Origin of the sequence: Actinoplanes sp. KI2 (assembly GCF_025630775.1) — a bacterium.
Classification (GTDB): Bacteria; Actinomycetota; Actinomycetes; order Mycobacteriales; family Micromonosporaceae; genus Actinoplanes.
In genome coordinates this window covers 151,959-175,203 of the sequence record NZ_JAOSZE010000001.1, presented here as the reverse complement: position 1 = coordinate 175,203, position 23,245 = coordinate 151,959, and the positions used below count along the sequence as shown (strand labels likewise).

Sequence of the window (23,245 nt, the reverse complement as noted above, 5' to 3'; positions counted from 1 at the left end):
CCTCCCCGGAAGGAGAGCCCTCATGATCCGATCGACGGTCGTCGCCCTCGCGGCGGTGGCACTCGCGGTCGGCGGGACGGTGACCGCCATCCCGCACATCACCGGCGCGCAGGCCGCACCCCCCGCGGCCACCGGCGTCGAGGACGAGGGCGCGGGCTGCTCGGTGCCCACGCTCCCCGACGTGGGCTCGCTGCCCACCAACGCCAAGCTCCCCGACCCCTTCAAGAGGCTGGACGGCACGCGGATCACCAGCACCGCCGACTGGACCTGCCGGCGCGAGGAGATCAAGAAGCTGTCCGAGAAGTTCGTGTACGGCGAGAAGCCCGCCAAGCCGCAGAGCGTCACCGGCACCGTCTCCAGCACCACCATCACGGTGAACGTCTCGAACCAGGGCAAGAGCGCCTCGTTCTCCGCCTCGGTGAGCCTGCCCAGCGGCACCGGCCCGTTCCCGGCCGTCGTCGTCCTCGGCGGCTTCGGCGCGGACACGGCGACCATCAAGGCGGCCGGCGCCGCGGTCATCAACTACGACCCGTACGCGGTCGGCAAGGAGGGCACCCCCCGCAACAACAAGCAGGGCGCCTTCTACACCCTGTACGGCGCGACCAGCCCGACCGGCCTGCTGATGGCCTGGGCCTGGGGCGTCAGCCGGATCATCGACGTGATCGAGCAGTCCGGCGGTGGCGTCCTGCGAGCCGACGCGACCGGCGTGACCGGCTGTTCGCGGTTCGGCAAGGGCGCCTTCGTGATCGGCGCGTTCGACCAGCGGATCGCCCTGACCATGCCGATCGAGTCGGGCAGCGCCGGCGTGCCGATCTTCCGCGGCATCCCCGGCGAGGGCGCACAGAGCCTGAGCAGCGCGTACGGCGAGCAGCCCTGGCTCGGCGACGCCTTCGGCTCGTTCACCGGCGCCCCGACCCGGCTGCCGATCGACACGCACGAGGTGGTCGGGATGTTCGCGCCACGCGGCCTGTTCATCATGGACAACCCGCACATCGTCAACCTCGGCCCGAAGTCGGCGAGCGTCGCGGCCCTGGGTGGCGCCGAGATCTACAAGGCGCTCGGCGCGGCCACCAACATCAGCTACATCTCGGACGTCGCCGACGGCACCCACTGCGCGAACCGGCCCGAGTGGCAGACCCCGCTCACCCAGAACATCAAGAAGTTCCTGACCAGGACCGGCAACGACCCGGGCGTCTTCCGGATCTCCAGCTCGGCCCAGGGCCGCCTGTCGGACTGGATCGACTGGACCACGCCGACGCTGAGCACCCAGCCGACCACCCCACCGACCACGCCGCCCACCACTCCGCCGACGACGCCGCCCACCACCCCACCGACGACGCCACCGACCACACCGCCCACGACGCCGCCGTCCGGTGGCTGCTCGGCCACGGTCTCGCTCAACTCGTGGACCGGCGGCTTCGTGGCGACGGTCCGGGTCACCGCCGGCTCGTCACCGGTCAACGGCTGGTCGGTCGGTCTGACCCTGCCGTCCGGTGTCACCATCACCAACGCCTGGAACGCCAACCGCAGCGCCGACAGCGGCGCGGTCCGGTTCACCAACGTCGCCTACAACGGCCAGATCCCGGCCGGCGGCTACACCGAGTTCGGCTTCCAGGCGACCGGCACCAGCGCGGCCATGACACCGACCTGCGGCACGTAGCTCCCCCGCCGTGGGTGGTGCTACCACTACCCCGGTTTGTCGGGCTGCCAGGATCGGAACGGGCGCCGACATCGAGAAGCATCGAAGGGGTCATTGATCGATCCCGAAGGAGCCATCCGATGCTCACTCGCAAGGCGCTCGCCACTGCCTTAGCCGCCGCCCTGCTGACCACCGCCGTCGCGCAGCCGGCGGTGGCCGCGACGGCGGTACGGCCGGCCCACGATCCGCTCCGCACCGAGTTGACCGCCCTGGTGCAGACCGACGGTTTCCCGGGCGCACTCGCCTCCGTCACCGACCGACGGGGGCGGGTCCGCCAGCCGACCGCCGGGGTCGCCGTGATCGGCACCCATCGTCCGGTCCCCGCCGACGGCCAGGTCCGGATCGGCAGCAACACCAAGACCTTCGTCGCCGTCGTGATGCTGCAGCTGGTCGCCGAGCACCGGGTGCGGCTGGACGCGCCGGTCGACACCTACCTGCCCGGCCTGCTGCGCGGCGACGGCATCGACGGGCGGCGGATCACCGTACGGCAGCTGCTGCAGCACACCAGCGGCCTGCCGAACTACACCGAATACCTCGGCGTCGACGACCTGTCGCTGCGCTTCAAGCATTTCCAGCCGCAGGAGCTGGTCGACATCGCGCTGGCCCATCCGGCCGTCTTCGCGCCGGGCACGAGCTGGGAGTACAGCAACACCAACTACATCGTGGCCGGGCTCATCGTCGAGAAGGTCACCGGCCGGCCGCTCGCCGAGCAGATCACCGACCGGGTGATCCGCAAGGCCGGGCTGCGGCACACCTACTTCCCGGGGCCGGGCGAGTTCGGCATCCGGGAGCGGCACCCGCACGGGTACACCCCCGACTCGAACGGCGCGCCGTTCGACATCACGGTCCTCGACCCGTCCTGGGGGTGGGCCGCCGGGGCGATGGTGTCGACCCCGTCCGACCTGAACAAGTTCTTCGCCGAGCTGATCGGTGGCCGGCTGCTGCCCGCGGCCCAGCTCGCCGAGATGCGCACGACCGTGCCGGCCGACATCGTCCCGGGCGCCCGCTACGGCCTGGGCCTGATCAGCTTCCCGCTGAGCTGCGGCGGCACCGCCTGGGGCCACGGCGGCGACATCCCCGGCTACGAGACCCGCACCGAGGTCACCACCGACGGCCGAGCCGCAACGGTCGCGGTCACCTCCCTGCCCGACACCGAGAAAAAGGCAACCGACGTGTTCCACGCGGTCGACACCGGCCTCTGCGCCACGAACAACTGACCGAGGTCGCGGAGCGGGCCGCGCGGCCCGCTCCGCATCGCTCGTGGTTCGCCGGCATCTTGATTGGCGTCGATACCATGACCTTCCGCGGTCTGAAGCACACGGACGGTGTACGGGCATGGCCAAACCGCACCATCCCCACCACGGCGGCTCGGACGAGCCACCGGCGGACGGTGGTGATGGCCGGTCGCCCGGACCACCTCTCGGCAATCAGCACAGTGTCCGTGCGGCGCACGACGAGCTCGCGAACGCCTTCCGGGCCGCACGACCCAAGAGCGCAGGCCGACCGGCGACGTCCGCCGACGAGGTCAAAGGGCCGGCTGCCAGCACGCCGCTGCGGCCACCCAGCGACCGGCACAACCTGAACCGCATCCGGTCCAAGAGCCCGGCGAAGGAGAAGAACTCCATCGTGCTGCCGGGCACAGACGTGGCCGGAGATCTGGCGGCGATATCGGCCGGGCGGGCGACCTGGGTCGCCCAGACCAACCGGTACGAGGTCAACGGTCGAAGCTACGCCGTGGAATCGACCGGAACGGTGTTCCCCGTGTCGGGCCCGGGCATCGTGAGTTTGACCCGGCAGGAGTACAAGGTCCTCAGACAGCTGATCGTGAGCGACGGCGACGTCGGGGCCGCGCAAAGAGCACTGGCCCGCGACCCCGGCATCGGCGACGCTGATTGGAACGCGGCGTTCGAGGTCTTCAAACACCACAAGAGCTACAAGGGCTGACCATGACGTACGGGATCTACTTCGACAGCGCGACCCCCGCCGAGGCACTGCGGCAGGCGCTGCACACCGTCTACGGCGTGCCGCTGGAACTGGTGTACGTCGGGCCGTATGACGAGCTCAACGATTACCCCGGGCCGGATCCGGTGGTGCTGATCACGCCGGTTGACGGGCCGTTCGGGCATGAACTCAGCGGGGGCGACGGACTCCACGAGCTGACCAAGGCGTCCGAGCTCGAACTGGCCCGGTCGATCTGCCGGGTAGCCCGCACTCGGGCGCTGGTCGACGACGGGAGTGTCGCGCCGGACTATTGGTTCCTCGTCGCGGCGGACGGCAGCTCCGGCCGGGTTCAGACCGACCCCGATCGCGACGAGCTCACCATCCTGTACGCCCTGGAACCCATCGCCGGGGCGCCGGAGCTCCCGGTGGTGCCCCCACCGGATTGGGCCCGCACCTGGTGATCGGCCCGGGTCGGACGGGGCGGCGAGGACTTCCTTCGGGTGACCGCCCGCGGGCTGGTCTTCGCCGACGCGATCGCGAGCGGCGAGGCGTCGGCCAGCGGTGATGCCGAGGCGGTGCGCCGGTTGACCGGCCTGTTCCGGCTGCCGTTGCCGCGCAACCGATAGCGCCTTCCAGACTCACCGGAGAACCCGGGCGGACATCGCCATCCATTGATCGATTGGACTCCGGCCACCGAGTACGGCAGGGTGCGCACCGAGACGTTCCGTACTCAATGGTCAATCGGCTGAGAACCATGGCGTAACGGCGGTCGGGCGGGACTCGGAAGAGTCTTAATTTGATCGCGTCCGCCGGCCACGGTCGGCGGTCCAGGGCCCGTCTTGTGAGAGGGACGGTGGAACGCGGGTGGGTGACCACATCGTCGGCCGCGATCGTGAGCTCGCGGTGATCCGTAAGGCTTTGCACGACACCGACGCCGGGGCAGGGGGCTGCCTCGTCGTCTCCGGACCGCCGGGCATCGGCAAGTCGCGGCTGCTGCGCGCGGCCGGTGACTATGCGTACGAGCGGGACATCGCGGTCGCCGCCCGGGAGGCGTTCCGGCACGACCACACGGCGCCGCTGGTCACCCTGGCCGGGGCGCTGCGCGCGTGCAGCCCGCCGGCCGCCGAGTTCGGCTGGCTGTCCGAACCGGGCGCGCCCGGCGGCAACTACGCGAAGATCGACCGGCTGCGCGACTGCCTGGAGCGGTACGCGAGCCGGCGGCCGCTGCTGGTGGTGATCGACGACGCGCACTGGATGGACGAGCTCAGCGCCCTCGCCGTACGGGAACTGGTTCCTGCTCTTGCTTCTTCGCCGGTTCGCTGGCTGTTCGCCGGCCGCGAGCAGCCGGCCGAGCTCGACGCCCCGGGGCGGCAGACGCTGGACTGGCTCGTCGAGCGGGCCACCACGATCCGCCTGGACGTGCTCGACGACGAGGCGACCGCGCAGCTGTGCGAGGACCGGATCGGCGCCGCCGTGGACAACACCGTGCTGGCCCTGGCGGCCGGCTGCGGCGGTCACCCGCTGCGCCTGGAGAAGCTGCTGTCCGCGCTGCTCAGCACCGATCAGATCATGGTCGCCGACCGGGTCGCGACGGTGGTCGGCGAGGACCTGCCGTCGAGCTTCGTCGCCACCGTACGCGAGATCATGGGCACCCTCCCGCCGGAGGCGCAGTGGCTGCTGCGGGCGACGTCGGTGCTGGACCGTCCGTTCACCATCGAGGCCGCGGCCCGGCTGATGGGCCGCGAGCCGGTCGCCCTGTTCGGCCTGATCGACCAGGTGACCGCGGCCGGCCTGCTGGTCGAGGACGCCGACGGCCTGGTCTTCCAGCACGATCTCGTGCATCAGGCGGTGCGCAGCACGCTGAGCGGCTCGGTGGCCCGGCACCTGCATCGGGAGGCCGCCGAGATGTCCCGCGAGCAGGGCCTGCCGCCCGCGGAGATCGCCGAACACCTCTTGCGTACGGGCCCGGCCGGTACCCGGGCCGCGGTGGACATGCTGCGCGACACCGCCGCGACGGTCGCCGTGACCGCCCCGGGCGCGGCCGCCGACCTGATGCTGCAGGCGCTGGCCGCGGTCGGCGAGCACGATCCGGCCCGGCCCGCGATGGTCGCCGAGGCGGTCGGCCTGCTCGCCTCGGCCGCGCGGGTTTCCCTGGCGCAGCAGCTGGGCGAGGAGGCGCTGCGCACCGGCCTCGCCCCGCAGACCCGCACGGCGCTGCAGCTGGGCCTCGCCGAGGCGTCCAAACACGCCGGCCAGAACGCCAGGGCCGCCGCGTACGCCGACGACGGCCTGAGCGAACCGGCCGCGCCGATGCCGACCCGGGCCAAGCTGCATGCGGTTCGCGCGCACGCCGCCTTCTATCTGGACGACTACCCGGGCGCGGACGCGGCCGGTGCGGAAGCGGCCCGGATCGGCCGGGTGCATGATCCCGGCGCGGCCGTCTTCGGGCTCACCGCGCGCAGCCTGGTCGCGCAGGCCGACGGGCGGATGGCCGACGCGCTCGCGCACGCGGCCGCCGCCACCGAGCTGGCCGACACGACCGGCGGCGAGGCGCTGCACCGGCATCCGCGAATCTGGCTGGCCAACGCGCTGACCTCGCTGGACCGCTTCGACGAGGCCGAGCAGACGCTGCGCCGCGGACGGCGGGAGGCCGAGAGCCTGGGCACCGGGTGGGCGCGCCCGCTGCTGCACTACTACGCGGCGGCGTTGCTGACGCTGCGCGGCCGGCTGGACGAGGCGGTGGCCGAGGCGGACGCCGGGGTGACCGTCGCCGAGCAGGTCACCGCGTACGCGTTGACCGTGCCGCTGCTGGGCATCCTGGCCAAGCTCGCCGTGCTGCGCGGCGAGCTGGACCAAGCGCGCTGGTGCCTGGACCGGATGACCGGCCTGCTCGGCACCGGGATCACCGCGCCGCCCGAGGACGTGGCGTGGCCCCGGGCCAAGCTGCTGATCGCCGAGGGCTCGCTCGAGGAGGCCTTCGCGCTGCTCACCCAGGTGTACGAGCGGCCGACGCTGGTCGCGCTGGAGCCGCGGGCCGCCGCCACCCTGGTCGGCCTGGCCGTGCAGGTCGGCGACCGGGACCGGGCGGCCGCGGTGGTCGAGGCGGCGTCCCGGCTGGCGCAGCGCAATCCGGGCCTGCACGCGGCGGCGGGGGCGGCCGCGCACGCCGCCGGCGTCCTGCATCGGGATCCACAGCAGCTGTGCGCCGCGGTGGACGAGTTCCGGCGGGCCCGCCGGCCGCTCGCGCTGGCCTCGGCGCTGGAGGACGCGGCGCTGCTCGCCCGCGACCACACCGATCAGGCCGCCGTACGGGCCTGGTACGACGAGGCGATGGAGTTGTTCACGGCGGCCGGCGCGCACGGCGCCCGGCGGCAGCTGGAGGACGGGCTCGGCGCCTGGCGCGGCGCGGCGCCCGCCCCGGTCGAGGAGGCCGTGCCCTGCCTGCCGCAGCTGTCCCCGGGCGAGCGGGCGGTCGCGCTGCTGGTCGGGCAGGGCCTGACCAACATCCTGGTGGGCCGGCGGCTGCACCTGTCGCCGCACACCGTGGACAGTCACCTCCGCAAGATCTTCCGGAAGCTGGACCTGCACAGCCGGGTCGAGCTGGCGGCGGTGGTCGCCCGCGAGTGTCTCCACAATCCCGTGGTCACGTGATACCGCGACCGGCCCGTCCACCCCGAGCATGGCGTCATGCCGGATTTTCGTACCCGCGTGCTCGTGGTCGGGGCCGGCCAGTCCGGCTGTGTGCTGGCCCTGGAGCTGGCCCGCAACGGCGTGCCGAGCGTGCTGCTGGAACGGGCCGCCCGCCCGCCCCGGCGCCCGGAGCTCGCCGTGCTGCGCGCCGCCGTGCGCGACTGTCCACTGATCGACCTGCGGGCCGGCTGGACCTTCACCGGCCTGCGGCTCGACCCGGACCGCACGGTGGCGACGGTGATCGACCGGGGGACCCGCGGGCGGCACGTGATCGAGGCCGAGTACCTGGCGGGCTGCGACGGCGGGCAGAGCACCGTACGCCGCAGCCTTGCCGTTGATCTTGAAGACGCGCTTCCGCTCGACGTGTCGCGGATCCTCGAGGTCACGCCGTGGGACGGCGCGCTCGGCATCGCCCGCACCTACCGGCGCGGCACCGCGTTCCTGGTGGGCGAGTCGGCACACCGCTTCCATCCGCCCTCGTCCTCCCCGGACCTGTGCCTCGGGGACGCGGCCGACCTCGGCACGAAGCTCGCGGCCGTGCTGACCGGCGGTGGCTCACCGGGCCTGCTCGACAGCTACGAGGGCGAGCGCCGCCCGCGCGCGGTGCTCGAACGGGAGGCGCTGGTGCGCACGCTCGCCCCCAGGACCACGTGAACACGTGATGCGCGGGGCGCCACCGACCAGCCACGCTCTGTCGGGCAACGACGGGGACAAACGTTAGGGATCGCGATGACGACGGCACCGACGGCACCGGCCGCTACCGAACGCTTCCAGCACACCGTCGTGGCTGGATGGATGAGGCGGCTCTCCGAGAATCCGTCGCCGCGCCGCAACCACTGGCACACCAAGCTGATCTACTACCGGGCCGCCGCCGAGGTGCTCGCGTCGCCGCCCCGCTCCCCGCTGAACTGGCGTTGCATCGTCGATGCGGTCGGTTCGCGCGGCTGCCGCAGCACGTTCTACGAGGTCGCCGGCGCGCACGCCCGGCACCGGATGGTCGACGAGCTGATCAACGACGGGAGCTCGGACTCGATCCAGATCGCGCTGCGCTACCTGCGGTCCGACCCGGTCGAGCAACTCATCGACGAGACCAAGGTGTGGCTGTTCTGGCCGTACCGGCAACGGCTTCTGCCCGCCCTGGCGACGCTGCCGGCGGACGAGGCGGAGGCACGGTTGGGCGAGGCGCTGACCGCCTGGTCGGACCGGTACCCGGCGGTGGCCCGGGCGGTCGAGCACACGCCGCCGGCCTGCGCGGTGGAGGACCTCACGGTGATCCACGAAGGACGGCTCTCCGGCACCCAGGCCACCCAGCGCCTGACCGGCCGACTGAGCAGGTGCTGAGCCCTAGGCGGCCAGCAGGGCCATGTCGGTCTTGAGGCGCTGCTCGTCGGCCGGGCCGACGCCGTACGCGCGCAGCGCCGTGGAGACTCGCCGAGCCACGGCGGCGGCCTCGTCGATCGGGCACCGGGCGGACAGCTCCAGCAGGTACGAGCCGTCCGGGTAGTGCCAGCGCTCGGCACGCATCCCGTGCTGGAGACCGCGCAACTTGACGCTCTGGCAGCGCACGTTGATCGGCCCGTAGACGACGAGGTGGCCGAGGCTGACGGCGGGCGCGTACTGGGCGAGCAGTCTGCGCTGGCCGGGCGAGAGCAGCCTGGTCAGCGGCCGGCCCGCGGCGATCGTCTTGGCCACGGCGCCCCGGCCGAGCCGCTCCTTGAGCGCGCCCGAGCAGACCGCATGCCCCGGCAGGGCGTCGATCTCCATCTGGAACCGGTCGGCCTGCCGCAGCCAGCGCGGCACCCGGCCGGGCACGACCGGCCGGAGCTTCACCGCGGCATCGTCCCGGCGGTCCTTCCGGTCCCGGAATCGGATGATCACGCCGTGCCGGTAGAGGTCGAGGCCGGGAGTGTCGAGGAAGTAGACGCGCCGAGCCGGGCCGGGCGACCGGTCGAGGCCCAGCGAGCTGCCGTCGTGCGTGGGCACGACCAGCTTGAGCTCGACCTGGTCGGCCTGCCGCGCCAGGGCCAGCAGCGGGTCAGGCTGCCAGAATCCCGTCTTCACTTTCCTCGCGCCTCTCCGCCTCATGCGGGAGCCGCTTACCCCCGTACACCAGCCGTTAACCTTACGGCAACCACATGGTCGCTCCAAGGATCGCGATCGGACGCGCGCCAGTTGTGGCAGCTGAACGACGGCGAGCAGACCCGGGCTCACCAGGTCGATCACCGCACACGCCGATACCGGCCGGGACCCGAACGTGAGTTCGATTACCGGCCGGTACCCGGGCGGTTCGCTACGGCTGGATCGGCAGGATGGCGCAGGTGGAGATCGCCGGGACACCGGCCAGCCGCAGGGCCAGCCAGTCGATCGCCGTGCCCTGGTCGGCGAGCAGCGGTCCGGCGTGGTTCAGCAGCGGGTCGCCCGCGTCCGGCAGGACGATCGGGGCATACACGACGTCGCCGTCGCGCTTGCACCACTCGGCGGCCATCGTGCGGGCCTGGGCGTGCGGCACCAGGTTGTCGCTGATGCCGGTGGCCACCCGGACGACCCCGGCCGGCTTCCGGGTGCCGATCAGCTGATCGCCGAGGAACGCCCGGAGATTCGGCTCGGCCTGGATGACGTCGGTGACCGACTGGCCGGTCGTCGTCCACGCGGAACTGTGCTTGCCGAAGTAGCCCAGGATCGCGTCGCCGGCGCACATCGTGGACAGGTCCTTGAACGCGGCCCGGCCGGCGTCGTTGAGGTACTTGTCGAGCAGCGGTTGCAACGCCGGCCTCGACTGGACGAAACCGTTGACCGACCAGGCCAGCGCGCCGATCAGTTCGGTGCCGTCGATCGCGGCGGTGACCGCGGCGAGGTCGGCGGGCGGCGCGCCCGCGTAGGTGGCCGTCAGGTTGACGTCGGGCGCGTAGGTCGGCTGGAGCTCGGCCGCCGAGGCGGTCGCGCCGCCGCCCTGGCTGTAGCCGTAGAGGCCGACCGGGGAGTCCGCGGTGATCGAGGTGTTCGGGAGCGCCTTGGCCGCGCGGGCGGCGTCCAGCACGGCATGCCCCTCGTCCAGGCGATTGACGTACGTGTGCAGCCGGTCGGTCGTGCCCAGGCCCACGTAGTCGGTCTCGACGACGGCGATGCCCTTCAGGAGCATCCGATACATGGCCAGGACCTCGTACCCGATCGAGACGGTGGTCTGGTTGTCCTCCGTCCCGACGATGAGGCCGCGCTGCAGGGCGAGCGAGGTGGAGCACTGGTCGCCCTGGCCCATCGTGCCGGGCGCGAGGACCACCAGCGGCCGCGGGCCGAACCCGGCCCACGGCACGGCCGGCTCGAGGTAGGCGCCGGTCACGGCGACCGGGCCGCCGTTCGAGTCGGTGGACTTGTACATGATCCGGGTCGCGGTCCCCGGAAGGGTGGAGTCGATGCCCGGCAGGGACAGCGCGAGCGGAAGTGCCTCGCTGCGGATCAGCGCGCCGTCGGCCGCCGGCAGCGTGGCCGGCGGGGTGTAGAAGGCGGGGATGGTGATGCCACGGGAGGTGACCGTGGCGTGCGCGGGGAGCGGGGCGAAACCCACCGCGACCGCGGCGGCGAGCAGGACGACGGGGATTCGGGTACGCAGGGACATGTACGGCCTCCAAAGGGGCTCTGCCTGCGCTTATGCCCGCCGGTGTCTGCGGGCCGGCGCAGTTACCGGACGGTAACCACGCGAAACGAGACGTTCCAGAGGCCGGAACTCTCACTCCGGCCGATCAACCGCCTGCCCACAGGGGCACCTTCGCCGTGCGTACGGGAAGCAACTCATTTACACGGATGAATTTATCTTTTAACATCCCGTACGAAAGGGCTCGCACATTTTCGATCAAAAGTGCACGCAGGAGGTCTCCGTGGATCGTCGTACGCTCCTGGCCTCGGCGGCCGTCGTGGCAGCCACCGCTCCCTTCGCCGGCGCCGGTCGTGCACTGGCCGCCACCCCCGGATACGTCACCAACCGCGCGCCCCTGCGGCCCGACGCCTTCCTGCGGCTGCCACCGGGCGCCACCAAGGCGGGCGGTTGGCTGGCCACTCAGCTCGGCTACCAGCTGAACGGGATCAACGGGCGGATGACCGAGATCTCGCACTTCCTCCAGTACGACACCACCGGCTGGATCCACCCCGATCTCGTCGGATGGGAGGAACTCCCGTACTGGCTGAAGGGGTTTTCGAGTCTCGGCTACGTCACCGGCGACGCACGGGTGCAGACCGAGACCGCGAAGTGGGTCAACGGCGTGCTCGCGACGCAGGCGAGCGACGGCTTCTTCGGCCCGGCCGGGCTGCGCACCAGCCTGAACGGCGGGCCGGATTTCTGGCCGCACATGCCGATGCTGCACGCGCTGCGGACGTACGGGGAATTCACCGCCGACGCCCGCATCGTGCCGTTCTTCACGCGGTTCTTCCAGTTCGTGAACGCGCAGGGCCCGAGCGCCTTCAACCAGAGCTGGGGCAGCCAGCGCTGGGCCGACACGCTCGAGGTGGTGTTCTGGACGTACAACCGGACCGGCGACGCGTTCCTGCTCGACCTGGCCCGGAAGATCCACACCAACTCGGCGAACTACCTCGACAACCTGCCGTCGCTGCACAACGTCAACCTGGCGCAAGGGTTCCGCGAGCCGGCCGTGTACTCGGTGCTCAGCGGCGACGCTTCGCACCGCCAGGCGAGCTATCACGACTACAACACCATCATTTCCTCGTACGGGCAGTTCGCCGGCGGCGGATTCGCGGGTGACGAGAACGCCCGCCCCGGGTTCGGCGACCCGCGCCAGGGGTTCGAGACCTGCGGAATCGTCGAGTTCATGGCGAGTCACGAGATCCTCACCCGGATCACCGGCGACCCGGTCTGGGGCGACCGCACCGAGAACCTGGCGTTCAACTCGCTGCCCGCGGCGCTCGACCCGCAGCAGCGCGGCATCCACTACATCACCAGTGCCAACAGCATCGCGCTGCTGGATCGGCCGGGGCACGCCGGGCAGTTCCAGAACGGGTTCGCGATGCAGGCGTACATGCTCGGCATCGACAACTACCGGTGCTGCCCGCACAACTACGGCATGGGCTGGCCCTACTACGTCGAGGAGATGTGGGTGGCCACCCCGGACGGCGGGCTCGCGGCGACCCTGCACGGGCCGGCCACGGTGACCGCGAAGGTCGGGGCCGGCACCACGGTGTCGATCAGGGCGGACACGACCTACCCGTTCGGGGACACCATCACGTACGCCGTGACGACGCCCGCGCCGACGGCGTTTCCGCTGTACCTGCGTGTGCCGGGATGGTGTGCGAACCCGGCGCTCACGGTGAACGGCGTCTCCTACCCGGCGGCGGCCGGTCCCGCGTACGCGAAGATCAGCCGAACCTGGTCGACCGGCGACAAGATCGTCCTGAGGTTGCCCATGCAGGCGCGGACCCGCACGTGGACCGCCAACCACAGGTCGGTGTCGGTGGACTTCGGCGCGCTCACCTTCGCCCTGGCGATCACCGAGAACTGGTCGCAGACGGGCGGCTCGGCGACCTGGCCGACCCGCGAGGTGCGGCCCGGATCGGCGTGGAACTACGGGCTCGACGGCGCGACCCAGTTCGCGGTGACGACCGGCCTCGGCAACGTCAACGACCCGTTCACCCCCGCGTCCGCGCCCATCAAGATCACGACGCCGGCCCGGAAGATACCCGCCTGGCAGGCGGACGCCGACACGATCGTCACGCCGTTGCAGGACAGTCCGACGCCGTCCAGCGAGCCGGTCGAGCAGATCACGCTGATCCCGATGGGCGCGGCCCGGCTGCGGATCACCTCGTTCCCGACGATCGGCGCGGGCACGCCGTGGCAGACCGCCGCAGTCGCGTTCCGCATCCAGAACCAGAACAGCGGCAAGGTGCTCGGCGTCGACGGCATGTCCACCGCGAACAGCGCCCGGGTGGTGCAGTTCAGCGACAACGGCACCGCCGACCACCTCTGGCGGCTCGTCGACAACGGCGACGGCTGGGTAAAGATCCAGAACGTCAATTCGGGCAAGCTGATCGGTGTCGACGGCATGTCCACCGCCGACTCGGCCCAGGTGGTGCAGTTCGAGGACAACGGTACGGCCGACCACCTGTGGCAGGTGCTCGACAACGGCACCGGCTACGTCCGGATCAAGAACAGGAACTCCGGCCGGGTACTGGCGGTCGCCGGCATGTCGACGGCCGACTCGGCGAACGTCGTGCAGTTCGCCGACAACGGCACGGCCGATCACAACTGGCGGCTGATCCCCGACGGCGCCGTGAAGCTCCAGGCCACCCACTCGAACCAGGTGCTGGCGATCAACAACATGTCCACCGCGAACGGCGCCCAGCTCCAGCAGTACCCGCCGGTCGGCTCGGCCGACCACGTCTGGAACCTCCAGGACGCGGGCGGCGGCTACGTCAAAATCGTCAGCACCATGGACGGCAAGTGCGTCGACATCTCCGGCCAGTCCACGGCGGATGGCGCGAAGGCCGTCCAGTGGGACTACCTGGGCGGCACCAACCAGCAATGGCGGCTGGCCTGGTCGGCACCGAACGTCTTCGCTCTGGTGGCCCGGCACAGCGGCAAGGTCCTCGAGGTGCAGGGCCAGTCGACGGCCAACAGCGCCGACGTCGGCCAGTGGTCCGACCTGGGCCTGGCCAATCAGCGCTGGCGCATCATCCCCGGGTAGCGCTGGCCGGTGTGAGCCAGCGGTCCAGTTCGGCGAGGACGTTCTCGATCTGTGGATAGAGCGAGTCGGCTATCTCGGCCGGGGCCTGACCGTCGCGGGCCCGGCGCCCCGACTCGCTGATGAGGATCTGGAACAGGCCGGCCAGCGCGATGCCCTGCAGCCGCGCGATCTCCGGTGCGATCGGGCTGGTTTCGCTGATGACCGTCGTCAGCGCGGCGGCCTGGCGGTCGGTCATCTCCAGGGCCAGCCGGTTGACCGCCGGGCTGATGGCCGCGAGATAGCCGAGGTTGCCGCGGGCATTCTCCGGCGGCATGTCGCGGATCGCCGAGACCGTCTGCAGGACGAAGTCACGGATCGCGACGGCCGGGCTGATGCCCGCCGGCCGGGCGCGGATCAGGTCGATCAGTTGCTGCTGTATCTGCTGTTCGCGGTCGGTGACCAGCTGTTCCTTGGTCGGGAAGTAGTTGTAGAGCGTCTGCTCCGCCACCTCGGCCGCGCGCGCGATCTCGCTGACCGTCACCTGCTCGTAGCCCCGCTCGGCGAACAATCTGGCCGCGGTCTCGGCGATGAGCCGGCGGGTGCGCGCCTTTTTGCGGTCACGAAGTCCGGGTTCAGCCACCTCGGCAGTGTATCAAGCCACAAACTTAGTGCTCACTCTAAGAATGTTGTACGCTCTAGGCATGAGCCTGATAGCTTCCGACAACTCCGCGTCGTTGCGGACGTCCTGGGTGGCCCTGGCCGGGCTGTCCGCGGTCTTCCTGTTCGAGATGCTGGACAACTCGATCCTGAACGTCGCGCTGCCCACGATCGGCCGCGAGCTGCACGCCTCGACGGTCGGCCTGCAATGGGTGACCGGCGCGTACGCGGTGGTGTTCGGCGGGCTGATGCTGGCGTTCGGCGCGATCGCCGATCGGTTCGGCCGCCGCCGCGTCATGCTCGTCGGGCTGGTGCTGCTCGGCGCCGCGAGCCTGGCGACCGCCTTCGTCACCACCGCCGAGCAACTCATCGCCGTGCGAGTGGTGACGGGCGTCGCGGCGGCGATGACCACCCCCGGCTCGATCGCGCTGGCCTTCCGCCTGTTCGCCGACGACAACCTGCGGGTACGGGCGATGACCCTGATCACCACCGTCGGCCTGGTCGGGCTCGCGATCGGACCGACCGTGGGTGGTCTCGTGCTCGCCGTCGCCCCCTGGCAGGTCCTGCTGCTGGCGAACGTGCCGATCGCCGCCCTGGCTTTCATCGGCATCCGGTCCGGCATCGCCGCCGACCAGGCCGCCGACCTCCATCGCGACCCGGTCGACATCCCCGGTGCGGTGCTGGGCACGGCGACGATCGTGCTCGCGCTCGTCGCGCCCACCCTGTTCGTGAACGAGGGCAGCGGCTCGTGGGCGCCGTGGGCGGCCACCGCCGCGGCCGTCGCGGTGGCGATCGCCTTCGTCCGGCGCGAGCGCTCGACCCGCTACCCACTGCTCGACCTGCGGCTCGTCGCCCGCCCGCTGGTCTCCGCCGGCCTGGCCTACAAGGCCGCGACCGGACTGGCGGTCGCCGGCCTGGGCTACATGGTGACCCTGCAGCTGCAACTGGACTGGGGATGGTCGCCCACCCTCGCCGCCATCGGGATGCTGCCGCAGGTCATCGTCCTGATCGCGGCCGGCCCGGTGGTCAACAGGTTCGTGGAGCTCGTCGGTCTCGAGCGGTCCGCATGGCTCAGCTCGGTCGCGGTCGTGGGCGGGCTCGCCGTCTACAGTCTGCTGGGCCGCTTCGGGTACGTCTGGGTCGCGATCTCGCTCGCGCTGGTTGCCGCCGCGATCCGCGTGGTCGGGGTCGTCGCGGGCGTCAACGTGCTGCGGGGCCTGCCGGAGAATCGGACCTCGATCGGCGCGGCCCTGGTCGACACCGCCTCCGAGGTGACCTCCGCCGTCGGCATCGCCATCACCGGCACCATCCTGGCCGCCCTGTTCACCGGCGCCATCACCGCACCGGGCTGGAGCGCATCCCAGACCGTCCAGTTCCAGAACGCGGTGACCCTCGCCGGTCTGGTGCTCACCGCCGTCGCCGCCGCGCTCGTCGGGTGGGCGATCCGCCGTACTCGAAACGCCGCCGGCAACGGGACGAGGCCGTGACCCTGGCTCGACAGGTCACGGCCTCGTGTGCCCAAATCCGCGAAGTTGCCGGCGACAACGTCCTTGTGCCGGCGCGATGTCTTGTCCTTGCGCGATGTCTTGTCCTTGCGCGATGTCTTGTCCTTGCGCGCGGTCTTGTCCTTGCGCGCGGTCTTGTCCTTGCGCGCGGTGGGGGCGGCCCGCGAAAGCGCTGCTGACGCGGGCCGGCCCCCACTCCCACACCCGCGGCTGTCAGGCCTGGGAGGAACCCCGGTGGTAGCCACCGTTCCCGGAACCGCTGCCGGGGCCGGACCCGCCGCCGGTCGGGTGGTTGGCCGGCTTGTGGTGGTGCTTCTTCGAAGGCGCGGTGACGACGATGACCTTCGTCGTCTGGACCACGGGCGGGGTGTCGTAAAGGCCGAGACCACCACCCGGGTACCCGATGCCGCCGACACCACCGTAGAACGGGCCGCCGAAGTCGCCGCCCCCGAAAAACGGGCCGCCGATGCCGCCGCCGAAGCCGCCGCCCCCGAAAAACGCGTTTCCGAAGCCCGGCCCATCGCACGGCAGGTTCTTCGGCGCCGCCTGGGCGGCCGTTACCGGCAGAAAAAGCGCACCGGCGGAAACTGCGCCGGCGAAAGCCACCTTGAGCAACGTTGACGACATGTTGCACCTCTTCTCACTCGACGAATGAACGACGATTTGCCGAATCGTCCAGCCCGCTAAACGATCACGGGTGCCGCGGAGATGCGCGACAAAATCGCGGTTGCCACCATGGTGAGGTACCGGATTCACTCATTCGAGGGTTGACGCGGAGGCCAGCAGGGCTCGGGGAGCGTGTGCGTCGTTGGGCCGTCCGTCCATATTGGTCGATTGATCCGTCGGTTGACGGGTCCTGGAGCCTGCATCGCCAAACGCGATACCGCCGGGCACGACCAATGCCCGGCGGTATCGGATGAGACCACAACGATTCTTACCGAAAGCTCGCGGCTATGTGCCTCCTGGTTTCAGGTTGTCCGCCAATGCGCGGTGACCGTCAGCGATCAGTGGTGGCCCGGACCGCCGTGACCCGGACCGCCAGGACCGCCGTGACCCGGTCCACCCGGACCGCCGTGACCCGGTCCACCCGGACCGCCGTGGCCGGGACCGCCGTGGCCCGGGAAGCCGTGGCCCGGGAAGCCGTGGCCCGGGAAGCCGTGGCCCGGGAAGCCGACACCCGGCCGGCACACGCCCGGCCAGATCGGACGGAACCGGATCGGGAATCCGTTGATGGCGCGGAACGGGATCCCGAAGCCGAGCCGGTCCCAGTTGTCGTAGCTGGCGACCTGCAGTGCCCACGCGCCGCGCCGCAGGCCGATGCGGACCGGGCTGCAGTTGTGGGCGTCCCAGTTGCCGACCCGCTCGCCGAAGTTGCCCGCGAGCTCGCAACCGCCCAGCGTCCGGTAGTAGCCGACGATCTGCTCGCCGTCGCGCCAGAAGATCTGGTGGGCGTTCGTCGACTTGCTTTCCGGAACGCTGTTCGCGGTCGCCGCGTTAGCCGGCCCGGCGCCGGTGGCCAGCGCGGCGAGCAGGCCGAAGCCGCCCATGGTCAGGATACGGGTGAGCTTCTTCATCGCGATTCCTTTCTCAGTGATTCGCGGTGCATTTCGAGGGGGAAAACCCGATTCGCACTACGTCGGTTGTCACCGGAACGACCGCTGACGAATGACCGTTCGTATGACTGCCTTGGCCGCGTTCACCCGGAGAAGGTAGTATCTGTCCGGTTATCCGAGGGCTGCTTGCGTTTAAGAGCGGTTTGCCGTTAATTCGCCGACTACTCTTTCGATGTAGTACGAACGGGTCATTCCGGCGACTGATCGCTCCGCGGGGACCGGCCCTCCGGATCGCAGCCGGCACCCGAAATTGCGCCGGCCACCGACCGAGCGATGGTCGCTTCCGGTAGTTCCTAACCCGAAATGGTGGCAGATCCGCGGTGCGCGCCATTGCATTGCGCTCGGCGCGATGATAGCGGCTCACCAAAAGCCGGAAATAGATAGCCGTGACGAGACATGCCGCTTCTGGCATGTTTAAAGCAGAGGAAAAGAGCTCCGGGGATATCCTATTAAATTCGGGTGTATTCCGGACCGGCTGGCTTGGGGCGAGGCAGGGCCGAGCCACCGGGCCAGCAGAACGCGACGAGGAATCGAACGCCATGGATGACAGCAACATCGTCATGGAACACAGCAACATCGCTCTTCCCGTTCGATGGCGAGCGGCTTACCGGGCAGCGCTGGCCATGCTGGAGAGTGACCAGCCGTACAGCGACCCGTCGGACCCCGTCGCCCGCGCCCGAGTGCAGCGTCTGCGCACCGATACCCGCAGATGGATTCGCGACCAGAAGCGGCTCGCCTCGGCCGGCCTCCTCACCCCGGTCCAGACCTTCTTCATGGCGCAGATCCCGGACAACTGGCGAGAGATCGACCTGCGCCGTCGCCATCGTCGGCGATCGTGAGCTGGACCACGACACGTCGCGGTTCCGACCCTGGAGCTATCGAGCCGCCCGGCTCTCCTCCGGAGAACCGACCGGTCCGCCGGGCATCTGCGCTTCGAGCTCCGGCACCTGATCGGCGTCGTGCCGGTCGTTCCAGAGCGCGCGCAGTTGAGCATGCATGAACGAGGCGAGCCGTTGCCGATAGTCGGCGTCGAAGATCCCTAACGCCTCGATCTGCTTGTGCAACGCCTCCCGCTTGATCTCCAGGCTCCCCACGGCGTCGTCGTAACGCTGCCGCGCCTGAAGATCCAACTGCTCGGCACGGTCGCGTCCCTCCGCCACGATCCGTTCGGCCTCGTCGCGCGCGTCGGCGAGCAGCGACGCCGCCTGCCGCCGGATCTCGGTGGCCTGCGCCTCGGCTTCGCGATGGCGAAGCTCGACGGCGGCCCGAGCCTCCTCCAGGAGCCGATCCGCCTCGCAGCGGACCTTCTCGAGGTACGAATCGGCCTCGACCCGGATCTGGTCGGCCGAGTACCTCGCTTCGGATCGGACCGTCTGCGCGTGCCGGGTTGCCGCGGTGATGTGACTCTCGGCCGTGCGCTGGGCCAGCGCCAGAACCTGAAGCGCTTCGTCGGGCGACATCACGATCTCTGCTTCGGCGGGCGTGGCCGGCGGCTCCTGCTGTGGCGGAGTCGGCACCGTCTCCGGCGTGGCTCTGGCCGAAACCTCCGGCGTGACTCGCGCCGAAACCTCCGGCGTAGCTCGCGCCGAAACCTCCGGCGTGACTCGCGGCGAAACCTCCGGCGTGGCTCTTGCCGAAACCAGGACGGCCGCACTGCCGACGGCGCTGCCGACGGTACTGCGATGGTGCGTTGCCTTGACGCGTTCGACCGTCTGATTGTCAGTCACAACAGTTCTCCATGCTCCTGGACGAGGCGGGTGCGATGATCTCCCGGTGCGGTGGCGGAACGCGCGTCACGATCCGCGTCCATCGGGCAGATAGCCGCTGTAGTAGACCGCGCCGGGCCCCGCCATCAACGGTTCGGCGGGTGCGGCGATGTGCTCCGGCCACCTGCTCCGGCCGCGCGCGCAAAGCCTGATCAGTGCGACGTACTTGATCGGAATGACGAACAGGAGGTGGTAGACCGCCTCGGCCGGCGTGAGCAGTAGCCACGTCGTGAGCTTCCGCCCGCGACTCGTCGCCGGGTCCTCGATCAGGTAGAGCGCCGTCGCGGCGTACCTCAGCAGGAGATAGAGCGCTACATAGAGGACGATCGTCGCCGCCGGGACGCCGTGCCATCCGTTCGTCGCGAGGGAGGTCAGCGCATAGCCGGTGGCCACCGGAACGACGGCGAGGTGGGCCAGCCCGAACAGACGGCAACGCACCCCGCGGCGCGAGTCCGCGCTGGTCAACGCGAGCCGGAGCAGGCGCCACCACGACGTCGACCAGCTCAGTCGCCGGCGGTAGGCGGTCGGGACGTGAGCGGCCGACGAGGTCCACGCGACCGCGTTGCTCACCCCCACGACCGCACCTGCGAGGGCGGCGTCCATGGCCAGGCGGCGACTGTCGGCGTAACCGCCCCCGGCGAGATGGCGGCGCCGGTGCTGGAACGGAATGGCGGCACGATAGAGAACGGGCGCGTCCGAAACGGTCTTGAGTAGACACACGGATGACCACCCCGCCACCGAGATGGCGGAGAGGGCGCCGAGGTTCAGGTCGGAGATCCGGCTCAGCAGGTTCCGCCGAGGGTCGCGGTCGATCACCAGGCCGGTGGTCGCGGTGACCCGGGCGCGGGAAAAGGCCCTGAGCTGACGCTCCACCGAACGCTCGGCGAGCACGCAGGCGCCGTCGACGATCAGGACGAAGTCCCAGTCCTCCGGTTGGAGCCGGTCGAGAACGTAGCCCGCGGCGGCGTGCCCACCGCCGTGCCTCGTGCGGTGCCAGCGGACCCGGGAATGCGAGAACGGCCGCACCGGCAGCTCCGTCGAGCCGTCATCGACAACATGCACCTCCTTGACCACCACGCCGCGCTGATTCAGGATCGACCAGACACAGGCGTTCAGATCGTCGTCGTCCTGCTCGTGGGCCGGGACGATCGCGACGATCCGGCCGGTTGCCGTCGGCTGAGGACGTACCCGGCCGTTCTTGAAGAAGGTGTAGACAAGGAACAGCAGCGCCGCGTTTCCGATCCACCAGACGCCGAGTGCCGCCGGGTCCGAGATCACGTGATAGATGTATCGGGTCGCCATGACCAGAGCGAGGAGAACAATTCCCGCGATCGGCGCGTAGGTCAGCCGGCCGTGCCGGGCAGGGAACCCGGCAAACGGCAGGGACGGTCGTCCACGGATCGCGGAGCGGATCGCGACGACGATGGCGGCGAACGTTCCGATCGGAGCCGAGACCAGACCGCCCGACGGGATTTCCGGCGCGGCGTCCTTGATCGGGTCGAGAGTTTGCACTGAACCGGTCGAGCCGGCGTCGGGATCCATGCGCGAAACCTTTCGGATCGAGGGAATGGGAGCGGCGACCACCCGGCGATGGCAGCGCGGGGCGCGCCGCCGAACCGCATCGGCGTGCTGGCGTCCCGCCGCCCGCGGGCGGTGAAGTCTCGGCGCGAATGCTGGCAAAATTGCGCAAAATTGGCAAAGTGAATCCGCCCGTTCACGGAAGATTCAGCCTTTCAGTGCCGGATTCGTGCACTTTGGAATCAACCGGCTACGAGGGCTCTCGTCCGAACATACGATTGTTGCCTTCCGATCAGGCGAACGCGCCCGTCGGTCCCCTTGCCCCCACGGATCGACGGCCTTTCGATAGGCGGTGAACTCACGCCCTACGCTGTTGGGATTAATGCTTATGGTTGGACCTCGGTGAAGGGTCGGCGAAGGCAACGACGCGTACCGCTGAATGCCGACGTATATGTCCTTCGGTTGTTCAGGTTGGGCCTGCGGCCAGCGAGCCGTGATCCGAACAACCGAGGGAGCCGCGCCATGCGAGAAGCCAACCTCACCGAGGGCCGCACCGGCCCCGCCGACGGGCGCCCAGGCCTTGAGCTCGGATATGCCGCAGACGGCTGGCGACCGCTCGCGCAGCAGCTCGCGGCACGTTTCGCGCCGACCGGCGGCAGCGACGAAGGAATGATCCAGGCCGCCATCGGGGTGATTCTGGTCGTCGAACGCCGCCTCGGTTCGCGGGGGCCGGAACTCACCTCATTGGTGGTGCCCCTGGTCATCAGGGCCCTGCGCCGGCACCGACGCGAGCAGTTCCGGCGGCGGCCGGAGTCCACCCGGCCGTTCCTTGCCCTCCAAGCGGCGATCGCGGCAGCCGAGAGTGAGTTGTTCGGGCGCTTCCGCCGGTCCCCCACGATCTACGAGCTCGCGGGCCACCTGGGCGTGGCCGAGCATCAGGTCATCGCCGGGCTGGAGGCTGGATGGTCCGCCGGTTCAAGCGTGAAAGCCGCATGATGCCCACGTCCGCGGTCGGCCGATCGGTCAGCCACCGGTGAACCTGCGACCGAGGTCTCCCGTTGTCGAATACAAGTTTTTCCTCATGCAAGAAGCGGTTCGTGAAGTGATGGAGCCATTGCTTATCGGCCACCCTTAACCGGCGGCGCCGGCGGTGCGCCGAGAATCGCGACGCGAACCACCCGGGGGTTTCCGAATCCGGCTGACGGGAATCCCCGGTTCAAAACTCATGTTGCGCATCGAATGACGCCGCGGCCCTCGACAACTCCATCGGGAAACATCCAGGTACGACGTAACAGGTGAACGATGACCGCCCCCGGGAACAACCTCTTCTTCCTCGCCCTCACGTTCAGTATCTTCATTTCCGGCGCGTACGCGCTCGGGCGGATCCATCAGTGGCACAAGAACGGTCTCGACCGGGATGAGGAGTACCGCCGCGGGTACGACAAGGCCTCGCTCTCGATCCTCGACATGATGGCCCGCCAGAGCCGGGCCGGCGCCGGGCAGGGTGCGACCGTCACCCCGCTCGCCGGCCGCACTCGTGCTCGCCTGCACGGGCGTCACGCACGCTCCGCCGATCGGCCGCGGCCCTACCCGCTGCCGCGCGAGGAATGCGATCGCACGGGCACCTGAGCAGCGGCACCTGAGCGCGGCACCTCGCGCCGGCCCGGCAAAGACCTTCCTGGACCGTCCGACAATGCGAAATACCTCCTCGCGGAATCGGGCGGCGAAAAGGGTGGCCCTCCTTCACGAACCGGGAGGGCCACCCTTTTTTGCACGACCCCGGGGAAATGCGGCGCCTGGCCGCCCACCCCAAGGACACTGGGATGATCGGCGGAGAGCACGGCACGAAAGTCGAGCGCAGGTGTCGCTGGCGGCATTTCACAACGTCGTTTTCGCACCTTAGGATAATCCGATGTCGACCGTTGACAGCAATGCCTTGCACATCATCGCGTACATCCTGATTTCGATGCTGTGCGCCTATTGCGGCGGACGCATCCATCAGTGGTACACGCACAGCATGGATCGCGACAGATCATTCCGGGAGGGATACCACAACGGCTATCACTCTCTGTTCGCTGTCGCCGCCCGTAACACTCAATCCACGCCCGGGCCGCCGACCCCGCTCGGCCAGACAACCAGGCCCGGCCTGCCCCCGAGGCCGTTCGCGACGGAGGCAAGGTGGACCCGGCCG

20 protein-coding genes are annotated in these 23,245 nt (G+C 70.1%); 13 read left to right on the top strand and 7 right to left on the bottom strand.

Features of this window, described 5'->3' with window-relative positions:
- The first annotated feature begins 22 nt into the window (after positions 1 to 22).
- The 8 genes from ODJ79_RS00795 to ODJ79_RS00760 all read left to right on the top strand — a co-directional run bounded on the left by ODJ79_RS00795 (position 23) and on the right by ODJ79_RS00760 (position 8,671).
- Positions 23 to 1,660, top strand: a complete 1,638-nt coding sequence (locus ODJ79_RS00795; RefSeq protein ID WP_263021302.1) for a cellulose-binding domain-containing protein — start codon at positions 23 to 25, stop codon at positions 1,658 to 1,660.
- A 119-nt stretch (positions 1,661 to 1,779) separates the two neighbouring features.
- Positions 1,780 to 2,916: a serine hydrolase domain-containing protein gene (locus tag ODJ79_RS00790; RefSeq protein WP_263021301.1), complete on the top strand. Its 1,137-nt coding sequence runs from the start codon at positions 1,780 to 1,782 to the stop codon at positions 2,914 to 2,916.
- 118 nt (positions 2,917 to 3,034) lie between these two features.
- Complete coding sequence (locus ODJ79_RS00785; RefSeq protein WP_263021300.1) at positions 3,035 to 3,643, top strand: hypothetical protein; 609 nt, start codon at positions 3,035 to 3,037, stop codon at positions 3,641 to 3,643.
- Positions 3,644 to 3,645: 2 nt separating this feature from the next.
- A complete protein-coding gene (locus ODJ79_RS00780; RefSeq protein WP_263021299.1) occupies positions 3,646 to 4,101 on the top strand; it encodes a hypothetical protein in 456 nt (151 codons plus the stop codon).
- Between the two features lie 39 nt (positions 4,102 to 4,140).
- Positions 4,141 to 4,266 (top strand): hypothetical protein, encoded by a 126-nt coding sequence (locus tag ODJ79_RS00775; protein WP_263021298.1) that lies wholly within the window; start codon positions 4,141 to 4,143, stop codon positions 4,264 to 4,266.
- Positions 4,267 to 4,504: 238 nt separating this feature from the next.
- Positions 4,505 to 7,291, top strand: coding sequence for an AAA family ATPase (locus ODJ79_RS00770; RefSeq protein ID WP_263021297.1), 2,787 nt, complete (start codon positions 4,505 to 4,507; stop codon positions 7,289 to 7,291).
- 36 nt (positions 7,292 to 7,327) lie between these two features.
- Positions 7,328 to 7,984 carry an FAD-dependent monooxygenase gene (locus ODJ79_RS00765; protein ID WP_263021296.1) on the top strand — a complete coding sequence of 219 codons (657 nt, stop codon included), beginning with the start codon at positions 7,328 to 7,330 and terminating at the stop codon, positions 7,982 to 7,984.
- Between the two features lie 75 nt (positions 7,985 to 8,059).
- Positions 8,060 to 8,671: a hypothetical protein gene (locus ODJ79_RS00760; RefSeq protein WP_263021295.1), complete on the top strand. Its 612-nt coding sequence runs from the start codon at positions 8,060 to 8,062 to the stop codon at positions 8,669 to 8,671.
- 3 nt (positions 8,672 to 8,674) lie between these two features.
- Here the strand turns inward: ODJ79_RS00760 and ODJ79_RS00755 are convergent, their stop codons facing one another.
- The gene (locus tag ODJ79_RS00755; RefSeq protein ID WP_263021294.1) at positions 8,675 to 9,391 is read right to left on the bottom strand and encodes a hypothetical protein; all 717 of its coding nucleotides are present in this window, start codon (positions 9,389 to 9,391) and stop codon (positions 8,675 to 8,677) included.
- Between the two features lie 229 nt (positions 9,392 to 9,620).
- Positions 9,621 to 10,943, bottom strand: coding sequence for a lipase family protein (locus ODJ79_RS00750; protein ID WP_263021293.1), 1,323 nt, complete (start codon positions 10,941 to 10,943; stop codon positions 9,621 to 9,623).
- Between the two features lie 259 nt (positions 10,944 to 11,202).
- Here ODJ79_RS00750 and ODJ79_RS00745 point away from each other — a divergent pair, with 259 nt between their 5' ends.
- Positions 11,203 to 14,016: an RICIN domain-containing protein gene (locus ODJ79_RS00745; RefSeq protein ID WP_263021292.1), complete on the top strand. Its 2,814-nt coding sequence runs from the start codon at positions 11,203 to 11,205 to the stop codon at positions 14,014 to 14,016.
- Here ODJ79_RS00745 and ODJ79_RS00740 read toward each other — a convergent pair.
- Complete coding sequence (locus ODJ79_RS00740; protein WP_263021291.1) at positions 14,003 to 14,635, bottom strand: TetR/AcrR family transcriptional regulator; 633 nt, start codon at positions 14,633 to 14,635, stop codon at positions 14,003 to 14,005. The genes ODJ79_RS00745 and ODJ79_RS00740 overlap by 14 nt on opposite strands.
- Before the next feature lie 61 nt (positions 14,636 to 14,696).
- Here ODJ79_RS00740 and ODJ79_RS00735 point away from each other — a divergent pair, with 61 nt between their 5' ends.
- Complete coding sequence (locus ODJ79_RS00735; RefSeq protein ID WP_263021290.1) at positions 14,697 to 16,139, top strand: MFS transporter; 1,443 nt, start codon at positions 14,697 to 14,699, stop codon at positions 16,137 to 16,139.
- 231 nt (positions 16,140 to 16,370) lie between these two features.
- Here ODJ79_RS00735 and ODJ79_RS00730 read toward each other — a convergent pair whose 3' ends face one another.
- Together ODJ79_RS00730 and ODJ79_RS00725 are read right to left on the bottom strand one after the other, a co-directional pair.
- Entirely contained in the window at positions 16,371 to 16,913 is a 543-nt protein-coding gene (locus ODJ79_RS00730) for a hypothetical protein (protein ID WP_263021289.1), read from the bottom strand.
- A 248-nt stretch (positions 16,914 to 17,161) separates the two neighbouring features.
- Positions 17,162 to 17,731, bottom strand: a complete 570-nt coding sequence (locus tag ODJ79_RS00725) for a hypothetical protein (RefSeq protein ID WP_263021288.1) — start codon at positions 17,729 to 17,731, stop codon at positions 17,162 to 17,164.
- Between the two features lie 578 nt (positions 17,732 to 18,309).
- Between ODJ79_RS00725 and ODJ79_RS00720 the strand changes: the two genes are divergently transcribed.
- Positions 18,310 to 18,609 carry a hypothetical protein gene (locus ODJ79_RS00720; RefSeq protein ID WP_263021287.1) on the top strand — a complete coding sequence of 100 codons (300 nt, stop codon included), beginning with the start codon at positions 18,310 to 18,312 and terminating at the stop codon, positions 18,607 to 18,609.
- Between the two features lie 36 nt (positions 18,610 to 18,645).
- Here ODJ79_RS00720 and ODJ79_RS00715 read toward each other — a convergent pair whose 3' ends face one another.
- Together ODJ79_RS00715 and ODJ79_RS00710 are read right to left on the bottom strand one after the other, a co-directional pair.
- On the bottom strand, positions 18,646 to 19,497 hold the full coding sequence (locus ODJ79_RS00715) for a hypothetical protein (RefSeq protein ID WP_263021286.1): 852 nt from the start codon (positions 19,495 to 19,497) through the stop codon (positions 18,646 to 18,648).
- Positions 19,498 to 19,563: 66 nt separating this feature from the next.
- Positions 19,564 to 21,078, bottom strand: a complete 1,515-nt coding sequence (locus tag ODJ79_RS00710) for a glycosyltransferase (RefSeq protein ID WP_263021285.1) — start codon at positions 21,076 to 21,078, stop codon at positions 19,564 to 19,566.
- Positions 21,079 to 21,576: 498 nt separating this feature from the next.
- Between ODJ79_RS00710 and ODJ79_RS00705 the strand changes: the two genes are divergently transcribed.
- Together ODJ79_RS00705 and ODJ79_RS00700 are read left to right on the top strand one after the other, a co-directional pair.
- Positions 21,577 to 22,050, top strand: coding sequence for a hypothetical protein (locus tag ODJ79_RS00705; protein ID WP_263021284.1), 474 nt, complete (start codon positions 21,577 to 21,579; stop codon positions 22,048 to 22,050).
- Positions 22,051 to 22,356: 306 nt separating this feature from the next.
- A complete protein-coding gene (locus tag ODJ79_RS00700) occupies positions 22,357 to 22,683 on the top strand; it encodes a hypothetical protein (RefSeq protein WP_263021283.1) in 327 nt (108 codons plus the stop codon).
- Positions 22,684 to 23,245: the final 562 nt, after the last annotated feature.

What these genes read in the sequence shown, in the direction of transcription:
- ODJ79_RS00795 (WP_263021302.1), top strand. Translation starts at nt 23, where the DNA reads ATGATCCGATCGACGGTCGTCGCCCTCGCGGCGGTGGCACTCGCGGTC.
- ODJ79_RS00790 (WP_263021301.1), top strand. Translation starts at nt 1,780, where the DNA reads ATGCTCACTCGCAAGGCGCTCGCCACTGCCTTAGCCGCCGCCCTGCTG.
- ODJ79_RS00785 (WP_263021300.1), top strand. Translation starts at nt 3,035, where the DNA reads ATGGCCAAACCGCACCATCCCCACCACGGCGGCTCGGACGAGCCACCG.
- ODJ79_RS00780 (WP_263021299.1), top strand. Translation starts at nt 3,646, where the DNA reads ATGACGTACGGGATCTACTTCGACAGCGCGACCCCCGCCGAGGCACTG.
- ODJ79_RS00765 (WP_263021296.1), top strand. Translation starts at nt 7,328, where the DNA reads ATGCCGGATTTTCGTACCCGCGTGCTCGTGGTCGGGGCCGGCCAGTCC.
- ODJ79_RS00760 (WP_263021295.1), top strand. Translation starts at nt 8,060, where the DNA reads ATGACGACGGCACCGACGGCACCGGCCGCTACCGAACGCTTCCAGCAC.
- ODJ79_RS00750 (WP_263021293.1), bottom strand. Translation starts at nt 10,943, where the DNA reads ATGTCCCTGCGTACCCGAATCCCCGTCGTCCTGCTCGCCGCCGCGGTC.
- ODJ79_RS00735 (WP_263021290.1), top strand. Translation starts at nt 14,697, where the DNA reads ATGAGCCTGATAGCTTCCGACAACTCCGCGTCGTTGCGGACGTCCTGG.
- ODJ79_RS00725 (WP_263021288.1), bottom strand. Translation starts at nt 17,731, where the DNA reads ATGAAGAAGCTCACCCGTATCCTGACCATGGGCGGCTTCGGCCTGCTC.
- ODJ79_RS00720 (WP_263021287.1), top strand. Translation starts at nt 18,310, where the DNA reads ATGGATGACAGCAACATCGTCATGGAACACAGCAACATCGCTCTTCCC.
- ODJ79_RS00710 (WP_263021285.1), bottom strand. Translation starts at nt 21,078, where the DNA reads ATGGATCCCGACGCCGGCTCGACCGGTTCAGTGCAAACTCTCGACCCG.
- ODJ79_RS00705 (WP_263021284.1), top strand. Translation starts at nt 21,577, where the DNA reads ATGCGAGAAGCCAACCTCACCGAGGGCCGCACCGGCCCCGCCGACGGG.
- ODJ79_RS00700 (WP_263021283.1), top strand. Translation starts at nt 22,357, where the DNA reads ATGACCGCCCCCGGGAACAACCTCTTCTTCCTCGCCCTCACGTTCAGT.